The organism is Streptomyces phaeoluteigriseus (genome assembly GCF_001896135.2).
Taxonomy (GTDB): domain Bacteria; phylum Actinomycetota; class Actinomycetes; order Streptomycetales; family Streptomycetaceae; genus Streptomyces; species Streptomyces phaeoluteigriseus.
Window position 1 is genome coordinate 1 of sequence record NZ_MPOH02000060.1, and the last position, 11,991, is coordinate 11,991.

The window sequence follows — 11,991 nt, forward strand, 5'->3', positions numbered from 1 at the left end:
TGAACCGGACCACGCCCAACGCGCCACACCCCGCAGCCCCGCAGCCGCATCGTGCACTGCGGTCGGCGGCCGGGAGCTGGGTACCCGTACCCGAGGCGGCCGGACCGGCCGGGCCGGGCCGACGAGTTGGGGTGATGCCGTGAGTGACCAAGGGCGGGACGCGGACGGACGACGCATGCTCGGGGACCTGATCGCGGCCAGCCATCTGATGTCGATGGAGGAGCTGCCGGATGCGGTGTCCGAGCGTGCTGCCGCTGCGGGGTTCCCGGAGGTTCTGATCTATCTGCTGGATCTGCAGGGGCGCGTGCTGCGTCTGATGACGGGCGAGAGCTTCTCCGGCGAGGGCCACGACCGGGAGCTGCGGGTGGAAGGTTCGGTGCCCGGGCGCTGCTACCAGTACGGGCAGGTGCTCGCCGCCGCACCGGAAGGGGGGCAATGGTGGGTGCCGCTGATGGACGGCACCGAGCGCCTGGGCGTGCTGCGTGTCACCTCGGTGCATACGGATGAGCAGGCGCGCGAGGATGCGGCGTCGCTGTCCGGTCTGGTGGCGCTGCTGGTCGCGACCAAGCGGAACTTCAGCGATGCCATTGCGCGCCTCACGCGCGTCGAGCCGCTGAACATCGCTGCGGAGATGCAGTGGCATCTGATGCCGCCGAACACCTACACCGACCGGCGCGTGATGATCGCCGCGTCCATGGAACCCGCCTACCAGGTCAGCGGGGACGCTTACGACTACGCCACGGACGGCCCGAACGTCCACCTGTCGATCTTCGATGCCATGGGACATGACCTCGCCGCCGGTCTGACCGCGCACCTGGCCATAGGAGCCTGCCGCAACGCCCGCCGCCAGGGCGCCGACCTGAAGGGAAAGGGCGAGGCGGTGGAAGCCGCCCTGCTCGAACAGTACGACCGCGCACGGTACGCCACCGGCATCCTGGCCACTCTCGACACCCGCACCGGGGTGATGAGCTGGATCAACCGCGGACATCCGCCGCCTGTGATCATCCGTGGTGGCCGCTGGCGCGCCCACCTGCAGTGTCCTCCGGCCCACCCCATGGGCACGGGGCTGGGCCTGGAGACCACGGTGTGCACCGAGAAACTGGAACCGGGAGACCGGGTGGTGTTCTACACCGATGGCATCATCGAGGCCCGGGGCGCGGACGGCACCGAGTTCGGTCTGGAGCGGTTCACCGAATTCATCATCCGCCACCACGCCGACGGGCTGCCCGTCCCGGAGACCCTGCGCCGTCTGGTCAACGCCGTCCTGGAACATCACGGAGACCGGCTCCAGGACGACGCGACCGTACTGCTGTGCGAATGGATCGGGCCGCCTGCCGCCCCCGGCCGCTACGGGAAGGCCGCCCGGCTGGCCGGATTGCCCGAGCCTGTGGCATCCGACCCGGACAACCCGCCGCCGCGCATGGACAGGAGCCCCCGCTCATGAGCTCCGACTCCCAGCTGACCGTCCTGGACACCTCTGGCCGCCTCACCGTCGCGGCCCTGGCCGGCGACCTGGACTTCCGCACCACCAGCAGCCTCTACCCGGAAGCGGCAGAGCTGGCCACAGCCCACCCCCGGCTCGTTCTGGACCTTTCCAAGGTCACTTTCTGCGACTCCTCCGGTCTGAACATGCTGCTGCGGCTGCGGCGCCGCGTGAGTGAGAACGACGGCTGGCTGGCCGTTGCCGCGCCCCCCGCGCAGACCCTGCGCCTGATGACCGTCACCGGTGCCGACCAGGTCATCCCCGTGCACGGCAGCCTCGCCGAAGCCCTCGCCGCCGCCCCCGACAGAACTGCGGAGTAGAAGGCACACCGAAGACCGCACCGGCTCAAGCCCAAAGGCCTCGGAGCCACCCGCTCCGCCAGTCGCCGCCTGAGCCGGCCAGCATCCCCGTGGGAAGGGAGCGGTGTCAGAAACCTTGCGCCGGGCCATGGCGGAAGTCGCTCCGACCGGTCACAGACCGGCGACGTCCCCAGCTCTCCTGCGCACGGAGTCGACCGCGTTCAGCACGGCGTTGTTCCGCCTCCCGCGCGCCCTCCGATCCGCCGGGACCAAAAGCGCACCGACCCGCACGGCGTAGGCATCCGGGTCGCCGAAGGCAGTCTGCGGGTGCTCTCCCGTGTCCGCGCAGTGCGCCGTAACGTGCTTGACCCCCTGAAGTACGACTGCCCGGTCCACGCCCGGCTGCATCGCCAGCCGTACCTGGAAGCGCGCCATCCACTTCTCGCGATCCTTCTCTCCCGCCGCGTCCGTCGTCCGGTCCTTCTTCGCCACGTGTTCTCCCGGGTGATCGGCAACCGTCCTCATCGAGTTGGACGTCGGCGCATCGAGGTGGGTTGCGCGAACAAGAACCTGATGCCACCGACTGTGACTCGCCTGGAGCGGCGCTCCTTCTGCGAGAATTGCGGCATGGGCGTGCGCCACAGGAATTGTGTGACGGTGACCGGGCCGGCCGACGGGCCGGTGGTGATGCTGGCACACGGGTTCGGATGTGATCAGAACATGTGGCGTCTGGTGGTGCCGACACTGGAGCGCGATTTCAGGGTCGTCCTCTTCGATCACGTCGGAGCCGGACGCTCCGATCTGTCGGCGTGGAACCAGGAGCGGTATTCGACACTCGATGGGTACGTCGACGATGTGCTGGAGCTGTGCCGGGAGCTGGCGCTCGGCCCGGTGACGTTCGTGGGGCATTCGGTGAGCGCGATGATGGGGGTGGTGGCCGCCGCTCGCGAGCCCGAGGCATTCGCCGGGCTGGTCCTCCTCGCTCCCTCACCGCGTTTCGTCGACGACCCCGACACCGGATACCGGGGCGGGTTCAGCGCCGGGGACATCGACGAGTTGCTGGAGTCGCTGGAAGCGAACTATCTGGGCTGGTCGGGTGCGATGGCGCCGGTGATCATGGGCAACCCGGAGCGGCCCGAGCTGGGCGAGGAGCTGACCGACAGCTTCTGCCGCACCGATCCGGACATCGCGCGGGTCTTCGCCCGGGTGACGTTCCTGTCCGACAACCGCACCGACCTCGCTGACGTGAGGGTGCCCACTCTGGTCGCCCAGTGCTCCCATGACGCGATCGCGCCGCCAGAAGTGGGCGCGTTCGTCCACGCGCAGATCGCGGGGAGCCAACTCGTCACGCTCAACGCCACCGGACACTGCCCCCAGCTCGCCGCTCCCCAGGAGACCGCAGCCGCCATCGCCGCATTCGCGGGAGCACTCAAATGATGTGCCGGACCGACGGTGACGAGGGCGGTCCGCAGGAAGAGGGGCCGCCAACGGACGAGCAGGCGCAGTTCTCCGCTCTGCTGGAGGACAGTGCCGAGGACCTGTACGAACACGCGCCCTGCGGCTACCTGTCCACCCAGCTGGACGGCCGGATCGCGAGGGTCAATGCGACCTTGCTCGACTGGCTGGGTCACGAGCGCGACGACCTGGTCGGCCGAAAGCACTTCTCCGACCTGCTCACCGTCGGCGGCCGGCTGTACCACGAGACCCACTTCGCCCCGCTGCTCCGGATGCAGGGCGAGATCAGCGGCATCGCCCTGGAACTCAAGGCGTCCGACGGTACGCGCCTGCCGGTTCTGGTCACGTCCACGGTGAAAACGGGCAGCGACGGACAGCCACTGCTGATCCGCACCACCATCTTCGACGCCCGCGATCGCCGTGCGTACGAAACGGAGCTACTGCGCGCCCGTCAGAAGGCCGACCAGGAACGCGACCGTCTCCGCACGTTGGCCACCACCCTGCAGAGGACGCTGCTGCCACCCACGCTGGTGAGTGTGCCGGGCCTGGACGTCTCCGCGTACTACCACCTCGCCTCCCTCGACGAGGTCGGCGGCGACTTCTACGACCTCTTCCCCCTGGCCTCCGGCACCTGGGGTCTCTTCCTCGGCGACGTGTGCGGCAAGGGCGCAGCCGCGGCGGCGGTCACCTCACTGGCCCGATACACCCTGCGTGCCGCCGCGGTGTACGACCCCGATCCGACTGCCGTGCTGGGCAACCTCAACACCGTCCTCAACCACGAGTACAACGGTACGGACGACCCACGCTTCTGCACCGTCGTCTTCGGGCTGCTCACCCCCGAGCCCGACCGCGGCGGCTTCCACGTCACCCTGTCCAGCGGCGGCCACCCACCCGCCCTGCTGATGCGCGCCGACGGCACCGCCGACTTCCTCCACACCCCCGGCGGACAACTCATCGGCGTCCTGCCCGACGCCCACATCGCCACCACCAGCCTCCACCTCGCCCCCGGCGACACCCTGCTCCTGCACACCGACGGCCTCACCGAAGCCCGCACCGAAGCCACGGACATCAGCGGTGAACGCTACGGAGACGACGCCCTCCTCGACTTCGGCCGCGCACTCGCTCCCACCACCGCCTCGGACACCGTCAGGGCGGTCCGCGAACTGCTCGGCAGCTTCGGCACAGGCGTGGACGACGACACCGCGGTCCTGGCCATCCACGTGCCCCGACCCACCCCTGCGGAACAGCAGGGACCAGACGACTGACCCTCCGCACCCGCACTATCACCGGTCGGAGGTCGTCATCGGGCCGGCTGAGCAGTCCCAGGGAGCCGGTTGCCCGTCCCTACGTGCTCGGTAGCGGTGTGTGCCCTGCGGCGCGGACGGACATGGTGCCGTCCACGCCGATGCGGCGGAGTCTGCCGACGCCGTCGTACTCGCGAGCGTCGCTGAGGGGGCCAGGCCGAAGAAGAGGGCGAGCAGGCTTCCGCCGTGCAGCGGGCGAAACCCGAATGCGGGCGCGTCACCGGTGCCGCGCCGTGCCCAGCTCGTCGGTGTACCGGCTGAGGGCGTCCTCGGCCTTGGGGACGGGGCCGAACAGTTGCTCCTGGCGGCGGGGGTCGGCGACGTACCGGCCGCTTCGCCTCAGCCACCCGTGTGCACGCCATGTCCACGGGCCCCCTCCCCGCGTCGTCCTGCATACGCGGCCATGGGCCGCACACCGGGGCGCTACTCGGACTCCTGTCGCGGAAGGTCCGATCCGTTCATCGCCTCGGCGATGGCGTAGGCGGTGTGGACGAAGGATTCCGCCTGCTGCTCCGACAGGTTGCGCGCGGCGGTCTCCTCCAGCGCGCGCCACATCGCCTCGATGGGCTCACGCATGGCACGCCCCTTGTCCGTGAGGTGGATGACCATGACACGCCGGTCGTGTGCCGCCGGCTCGCGGATGAGCAGGCCGGCGTCCTGCATGCGGCGCAGGGACTTGGAGACGGTGGAGTGGTCCAGGCCGACGCTGCCGAGCAGCTCGGACTGGGTCTGGCCGTCCCGGTCGAGGAGGTGCATCAGCAGCAGCTCCTGTCCGGGGTGCAGGTCCATCGCGCGGAGCATGGCGGCGGCGTGGGCGCGGTGGGCGCGGGCGAGCGCGAAGATCGCGTAGCTCATCGGTCCTGCGCTGGCCGCCGTGGGGATATGGGGTTCGGGGGTGGGCATGGTGCTGTTCCTCAAGCCGCGTAGGTCGGGTAGTCGGTGTAACCGACGGTTCCGCCACCGTAGAACGTCGCCGGGTCGGGGGTGTTCAGCGGCGCTCCGACGCGGAGCCGCTCGACCAGGTCCGGGTTGGCGAGCGCGAGAGCGCCGACGGAGACGAGGTCAGCCGTGCCGTTGTCGATGTCCTTGGCGCGGGTCGCAGGTCGGTGCCGGCCCGGTTCAGGATCAGCGCGGTCGGCCACTGCGCCCGCAGGGTGCCAAGGAGTACCTCGTCGCCCGCGTGCATCACGTGCAGGTAGGCCAGGCCGAGCGGGCGCAGCGCGTCCACGAGTGCCGGATACAGCTCGGCGGTGTCGGACTCGGCGATGTCGTTGTAGGGGTTACCGGGCGAGATACGCAGGCCGGTGCGGTCGGCGCCGATCTCGTGGGCCACGGCGGCGGCGACCTCGACGGCGAAGCGGACGCGGTTGGTGAGGGAGCCGCCGTACTGGTCGGTGCGCTGGTTGGTGTTGTCGGACAGGAACTGGTGCACCAGGTAGCCGTTGGCGCCGTGGATCTCCACACCGTCCGCGCCCGCCGCGACGGCAGCCGCCGCCGCGCGGCGGAAGTCGTCGACGGTCGCCGCGACCTCCTGCGTCGACAAGGCACGGGGTGTCGGCATCTCCTGGGGCCCGGACGCGGTGAACATCGCGCCCTGCGGCCGGATCGCCGAAGGGGCGACCGGCCGGCGCCCGTGGGGGGTGTTGTCGGGGTGGGCCGTGCGTCCGGTGTGCATCAGCTGGATGACGATCCGGCCGTCGGCCGCGTGCACGGCGTCGGTGACCTTGCGCCACCCGGCGATCTGCTCGTCATTGTGAATGCCGGGGGTGAGCAGGTAGCCCTGGCCGTCGGTGGAGGGCTGGGTTCCCTCGGTGATGATGAGCGCGTGCGAGGCCCTCTGGGCGTAGTACTCGGCGTTCAGCTCGGTGGGTACGCCTTCAGGTGTGGAGCGGTCACGGGTCATAGGGGCCATGACCAGGCGGTGCGGGAGGGACATGTCACCGACGGTGGTCGGTGTCCACAGGGAGTTCAGCATGCTTGTTCCTTCGGTGCGGTGATGAACAGGGGGCGATCGGGATCGCGGGGGCGTGGCGCGGGGCGAGGCGGGCGTGATCAGTCGAGGGTGAGGACGAGCTTGCCCCGGACGTGCCCGGCGTCACTGACCTGCTGGGCAGTGGCGGCCTCGGCGAGCGGGTAGGCGGTGACGGTGGTGACGACCTTGCCGGTCGCGGCGTCCTGTGCCAGGGCGGCCAGGCCTGCGGCGGAGCGTTCCCCGGGACTGCTGGAGAAGGTGATGCCGAGCTGGTGCGCGCCGAAGTCGGCGATGGTGACGATGCGCTCGGTACCGCCCCGCAGCGCGATGGAGTCCTCCAGGGCTCCCTTCCCGGCCAGGTCGAACACCGCGTCCACGCCATCGGGGGCGAGCGCCCGGACCCGCTCGACCAGGCCCTCGCCGTAGAGGGTGGCGGTGGCACCGAGAGAGGTGAGGTAGTCCTGGTTGGCGGGGCCGGCGGTGCCGATGACACGCGCTCCGCGGGCCGTGGCGAGCTGGACCGCCAGGGTTCCGACCGCTCCGGCCGCGCCGTGCATCAGTACGGTCTCCCCGGCGGTGACGCCCAGCAGGTTCAGGACCCGCTCGGCCGTCGCGCCCGCCACCGGCAGCGCGACCGCCTGCTGCCAGTCGAGGCCGGCGGGCTTGGGAGCCACGACGGTGGCCAGCGCGTACTCGGCGTACGAGCCGGTGTCCGACCAGCCCAGCACCTCATCCCCCACCCGCACGTCGGTCACGTCCTCACCCAGCGCGTCCACCACGCCGGCGAGTTCGCCACCGGGGACGGCGGGGAAGGTCGTCGGGTACACGGCCTCCAGCATCCCGGAGCGGATCTTGCCGTCCAGCGCGTTCAACCCGGCCGCCTTGACCCGGACGCGGATCTGCCCGGGGCCGGGCTGCGGGACCTCGATGTCCGCCTCGCGCAGCACTTCCGTGCCTCCGAAACGGTCGAACAGGATGGCTCTCACAGCGACTCCTCTCGTGCCGCCACCCCATTTAGGTGGCTGGACACATAACTAACGTAACAGCAAACATGTGGCTAGCCAAGTATTTGCTGACGCGCAGGCTGCGGAGGATCAGTCACGGTCACGTCGGTCTCCCGGAAGGGCGGCCGGGGACGGAGGCGCCCGCCGGAGCGCGCCCTGCTCAGCCAAGGGCTGCCTCGGCTGGCCTTGGCTGAGAAGCCGGAGCTCCCGCTTCCGTGCCCGGCGTCTCGTACAGCGACGCCCCCAGGCTCGGCATACGAGGGCTACGGGTGACGGTGGCGAGAGTCGGCGCCCGACTGCACTGCGCTGGGCACCCATAGCTCGGCCCCCCCCCGTTGCGGCGGTTCGGCCGGCCGCCGCGGCGGGCAGCGGTACGCGTACTCCTGAAGTGCGCCGAGCCGCGCGATCACGGACGTGCCGTCGGCGCGGCAGGGGGCCGCTTGCCTCTCCTCGGCCGACGGAGGCGGCGGGTGGTGGGTGGTGGGTCAGGGGTGTTCGAAGGACTGGAGCACCCCTCCGACCAGGAAGCAGAGCGCTCCCACGAGAGTGCCCCAGTTCGTGATGTCGGTGTTCAGGACGCTGCCCGTCGCAGGCCGAGTGAAGTCGGCCAGTGCAGAACCGAGGAAGAGGACGGTTCCGAGCTGGTTGACCGCGACGATCCACCAGCCGAGGTCGGTGGGCCGCACGCCCGGTCGGCCATGACACACCTCGACCAGCGCGAGGTGCCCCGAAATCAGGAAGAGGATGCACCCGACCAGGTCGGGGGCCCAGATCAGCCGGTTCGTCTGCTGCGTCGAAAGCCCTTCCAGAAGAGAACTCAACAGGTTGATGCCGAACACGAGCGTCCCCGCGAACAGCAGGAAGGTGCTCAGCCAGTCGATGCGGCCGGGTTCGTAGCTCCACCACCTCCAGCCCCGTGCGGCCAGCGCCCCGGCCTCGCTGTCCCGGCGGGGAGCATTGATCGCCTGAAGCAGTGACGCGTAGCCACCCGTGTTGAAGAACAGACCGCCGGCGAAATAGATCCAGACGCCCGTCGCGTCGCCCGAGCCGAACTGAGCCACCCCGGCTCCGACACCAAAAAGGGCCCCACCAACCGCGAACGCCCACGCAGCCAGGAGATTCAGTCTGCGCAGACGGGCGATCGATTCGCTGTCCGCTCTTCGCGCATGCGGCTCCGGCCCGACCGCGGACCGCACGGAGAGCAAGCCACGCTTACGTGCCGGACGCGACTCCCAGACGGCAGTGCCACCATCCGCAAGGACCCAGGTCAGCCTGGTGGTGAAGGGCCCCGCGCCCTCGGCGGTCTGCTCAGCGTTGCTCACCCGCCGACCGTAGCCGCCGGGTGCGGCAGTTGCCCTTTCAACACAGCCCACCCGTGCACCACAGGTTCGCGGGCGGAACGGCACAAGCCAGGCCAGGTCAGGCCAGGCGCAAGCCATGACCGCAACAGCTCCGATCAACTCCTGCCGGGTGCGGCGACTCCCCGAATACCGCCCAAGCACGCCAACCGACGGCGGCCGAGGCCACGAAGGCGGTCGACGTCGGCATCGCCGCGCCGGCCGACCACGTCACGCTCGGCGGCGTTGCAGGCGCGCCTTGTCCGGGCAGGGAAGCCAGGTCCCTTCACCCAGCCGGCTGCCCCGGCGTCGTCCCGCTCGGGTGCCCGCGGCTGCTGCCACGACCAGTCGTGACGTCGAAGCGACTCCCCCACCGTGAGTCGGCAAGGACACTCCCAGTTGGTCGGGGATGAGCAGCTGGACCTGCTGTCTGCGCCTCGGTCACGGCACCCGTCGACCACCGAGGCCGGCGTCGTGCACGAGTGGTCAGCGATTGAGGTAGATGCGGATGGTGGTGCTGTCCTCGGCGGTGTGGAGGCGCACGAGGTCGGTGACGTAGTGGACGAGCATCAGGCCGCGCCCGCCCAACTGGTCGCGTGCCGGTGGCCGGCGGCCGGCCAGGGGATCGGTGAGCCGGCCGCGGTCGAGGACCTCGCAGGCGATCTGCTTGCCCTCGGCCCAGATCCGCAGCGTCCCCGATCCGCCGCCGTGCACCACGCTGTTGGTGGTCAGCTCCGCCACCGCCAGCGTCAGATCCTGCAGCCGGTCACCGGTGAGGCCCAACTGCTTGGCTTCCTCGACCGCGAACGAGCGGACCTGCGGGAGCGCATCCGCGTCGAACGTGAGGGACGCGGCTCCGGGCGGGTGTTCGAGCGGCTGGTTGTAGCGAGCGACGACCTGCTCGGGGTCGTAGGCGTCGCTGGTCCGTTCGATGCCGGTGTCGATGACAACGGGATGGGTGGCGTGGGCGTCGGCGAGCACTTCCGGCTCCAGGCCGTCCGCGTCGTACGGACACAGGATCGTCACCTCACGGCCCTGGAAGGCCGCGTTGATGAGAGCCTCGTGCTGGACGCACGCCGGGTACTCCACGGACGACCGACCAGCCCAGATCGGTTCGCCGATGATCCTCAACCCGGCGGCGGGTGGAAGTCGGCGAAGGCGCGCAGCACACCGGGGATGATCCGCCCCGGGTTGCGGCCCGCCTGGGTCATGTCGAGGAACTTGACCTTTGCGGCACTCGCACCCATTTCGGCCTTGATCAGCTCGAGGTTGGGCCCGGGAACGGCGACGGCGACGGCCTCGCCGGCGGCCAGACCTTCCAGGAGGAACGGCACCGTGCCCGCCGTGTACTGCTCTGTGCCCCGATAGAACAGCGCGGGGTGCACAAAGGACTCACTGCTGGTGGCCGTACTCATCGTCCCGCCACCTCGATCGTAGAAAGGCCAGGCCAGAACATATCCAGGATGCGCTCCAGCTCCCGCGGCGGACGGTCCACGACGATGCGGCCGTTACCCAACTGCTGGGCGGTGACCGCCAGCGCCGTCGCGCCGCCCACGTCAATGAACATCAGGTCGGACAGTTCCACGAACGAGACGTCGGTATGGGCACTCGCCAGGTGCCTCAGAGCCTGTTCCCACGAGGAACGGGTGCTCACGTTGATCTCTCCAGCCGCGCGAATCCCAGGGAGACCGGGCAGCGGTCGGATCTCCAGCACCGCGCCGTCGTGCGTTGGCGCGGGGACCGGCCTGTCCACGCCGTGGGAGGCATCCACGTTCTCTCCCCTGCCTGCAGGTGCCGCTGTACGGCGCTCGCCATGTCTCCGCTTCTCGCGCCTGCGGAACCACAGGCTAGACACGTCATCATATAGGCCGCCAGCGCCGACGGAGGATCACCCCGTACCGGGGCCTGCCCTGCGTGACCGGACTGTCTGACGGGCTCCACAGCGGTGAGCCGAAAGATACCGAGAATATGTGCGCATGACCGTGGTCAGGCCGGGTAGACGGCTCGCCGTCGGCCCGCGACAGGCAAGGGCTGGCCGACAAGCCAGGGAGGGAAGCAAGGATGACGGCGACAACGAGTCTCCACACGAGCGTCGATCACGCGATCAGTGAACTGCCGGAGATCGCAGATCCGCTGAAGGTGGCGCCCAAGGACGCACGGTCGCTCTCGAAGCTGTTCTTCGCACAGCTGGCCAACCTCGAAGAGGGCACCCGCGAGTACCAGTACGCGCGCAACACCCTGATCGAGATGAACATGTCCCTCGTCCGCTACGCGGCCGGCCGGTTCCGCAGCCGGGGCGCGGACGAGATGGAAGACATAGTTCAGGTCGGCATGATCGGACTGATCAAGGCGATCGACCGGTTCGAACTCTCCCGGGAGGTGGAGTTCACGTCCTTCGCCGTCCCCTACATCGTCGGAGAGATCAAGCGGTTCTTCCGCGACACCTCGTGGGCCGTGCATGTCCCCCGCCGTCTGCAGGAAGCCCGCGTCGAACTCGCCCGCGCCACCGACGAACTGCGCAGTCGGCTCGGCCGCACCCCCACGGTCAAGGAACTGGCCGAACTGATGAACCTGTCGCACGAGGAGGTCATCGAAGCACGCCTGGCCGCCAACGGCTACAACTCCGCCTCCCTCGATGCCGCCATCAACAGTGACGAGACCGGCGAGGCCGCCCTGGCAGACTTCATCGGCATCGAAGACACCGCCATGGAACTGGTCGAGGACTTCCACGCCCTCGCCCCGCTGCTCGGCGCGCTCGACGAACGCGACCGGCAGATCATCCACATGCGGTTCGTCGAGGAGCGCACGCAGGCCCAGATCGCCGAACACCTCGGCTGCTCCCAGATGCACGTCTCACGGCTGCTCTCCCGAACCCTGACCCGCCTACGCAAGGGCATGCTCGCCACAAACTGAACCGAGCAGCGGCCGAGCGCCCGCTTCCCGTCAAGCTTTCCCCCGGTTCGGATGCTTCCGACGCCGGCCCGGGGGCCACCCAACTCGGCCCTGGTGTGCTTCGTTCGCCTACCTTCCCGACCGCCGTGGCCATGTGATCACGGGCGGCCCCCGGGACAGGAGAGGACGGGCCGATCTCAGCCATCGGAGCCTCCTTACCGCCACCGCCACCCCCCACCCCCCAC

10 protein-coding genes and 2 pseudogenes are annotated in these 11,991 nt (G+C 69.7%); 5 read left to right on the forward strand and 7 right to left on the reverse strand.

Going from position 1 to position 11,991, the window contains the following annotated elements; genetic code table 11:
* Window positions 1-175 precede the first annotated feature (175 nt).
* Both BM536_RS38475 and BM536_RS38480 read left to right on the forward strand, forming a co-directional pair.
* Window positions 176-1,444 carry a PP2C family protein-serine/threonine phosphatase gene (locus tag BM536_RS38475; protein ID WP_073493961.1) on the forward strand — a complete coding sequence of 423 codons (1,269 nt, stop codon included), beginning with the start codon at window positions 176-178 and terminating at the stop codon, window positions 1,442-1,444.
* Window positions 1,441-1,803 carry an STAS domain-containing protein gene (locus BM536_RS38480; protein ID WP_073493960.1) on the forward strand — a complete coding sequence of 121 codons (363 nt, stop codon included), beginning with the start codon at window positions 1,441-1,443 and terminating at the stop codon, window positions 1,801-1,803. Before BM536_RS38475 ends, BM536_RS38480 begins: the two co-directional genes overlap by 4 nt.
* Before the next feature lie 150 nt (window positions 1,804-1,953).
* Here BM536_RS38480 and BM536_RS43755 read toward each other — a convergent pair whose 3' ends face one another.
* Window positions 1,954-2,274, reverse strand: a complete 321-nt coding sequence (locus tag BM536_RS43755) for a hypothetical protein (RefSeq protein ID WP_073493958.1) — start codon at window positions 2,272-2,274, stop codon at window positions 1,954-1,956.
* Between the two features lie 135 nt (window positions 2,275-2,409).
* Between BM536_RS43755 and BM536_RS38490 the strand changes: the two genes are divergently transcribed.
* Window positions 2,410-3,219, forward strand: coding sequence for an alpha/beta fold hydrolase (locus tag BM536_RS38490; RefSeq protein WP_073493956.1), 810 nt, complete (start codon window positions 2,410-2,412; stop codon window positions 3,217-3,219).
* Window positions 3,219-4,502: a PP2C family protein-serine/threonine phosphatase gene (locus BM536_RS38495; protein ID WP_073493954.1), complete on the forward strand. Its 1,284-nt coding sequence runs from the start codon at window positions 3,219-3,221 to the stop codon at window positions 4,500-4,502. The genes BM536_RS38490 and BM536_RS38495 overlap by 1 nt, the downstream gene beginning before the upstream one ends.
* Window positions 4,503-4,964: 462 nt before the next feature.
* On the opposite strand, the gene BM536_RS38500 is transcribed toward BM536_RS38495, so the two are convergent.
* From BM536_RS38500 to BM536_RS38525, 6 genes and pseudogenes are all read right to left on the reverse strand, one after another.
* Window positions 4,965-5,444, reverse strand: a complete 480-nt coding sequence (locus BM536_RS38500; protein WP_073493953.1) for a MarR family winged helix-turn-helix transcriptional regulator — start codon at window positions 5,442-5,444, stop codon at window positions 4,965-4,967.
* 11 nt (window positions 5,445-5,455) lie between these two features.
* Window positions 5,456-6,516: pseudogene (locus BM536_RS38505) on the reverse strand (alkene reductase).
* A gap of 77 nt (window positions 6,517-6,593) precedes the next feature.
* Window positions 6,594-7,499, reverse strand: coding sequence for an NADP-dependent oxidoreductase (locus tag BM536_RS38510; protein ID WP_094104088.1), 906 nt, complete (start codon window positions 7,497-7,499; stop codon window positions 6,594-6,596).
* A gap of 503 nt (window positions 7,500-8,002) precedes the next feature.
* Window positions 8,003-8,839 carry a hypothetical protein gene (locus BM536_RS38515; RefSeq protein ID WP_094104089.1) on the reverse strand — a complete coding sequence of 279 codons (837 nt, stop codon included), beginning with the start codon at window positions 8,837-8,839 and terminating at the stop codon, window positions 8,003-8,005.
* A 501-nt stretch (window positions 8,840-9,340) separates the two neighbouring features.
* Window positions 9,341-10,269, reverse strand: a pseudogene (locus tag BM536_RS38520) (anti-sigma factor RsbA family regulatory protein).
* Window positions 10,266-10,625 carry an STAS domain-containing protein gene (locus BM536_RS38525; protein ID WP_170109995.1) on the reverse strand — a complete coding sequence of 120 codons (360 nt, stop codon included), beginning with the start codon at window positions 10,623-10,625 and terminating at the stop codon, window positions 10,266-10,268. The pseudogene BM536_RS38520 and the gene BM536_RS38525 overlap by 4 nt, the downstream one beginning before the upstream one ends.
* Before the next feature lie 290 nt (window positions 10,626-10,915).
* Here BM536_RS38525 and BM536_RS38530 point away from each other — a divergent pair, with 290 nt between their 5' ends.
* Window positions 10,916-11,767: an RNA polymerase sigma factor SigF gene (locus BM536_RS38530; protein WP_073493949.1), complete on the forward strand. Its 852-nt coding sequence runs from the start codon at window positions 10,916-10,918 to the stop codon at window positions 11,765-11,767.
* Window positions 11,768-11,991: the final 224 nt, after the last annotated feature.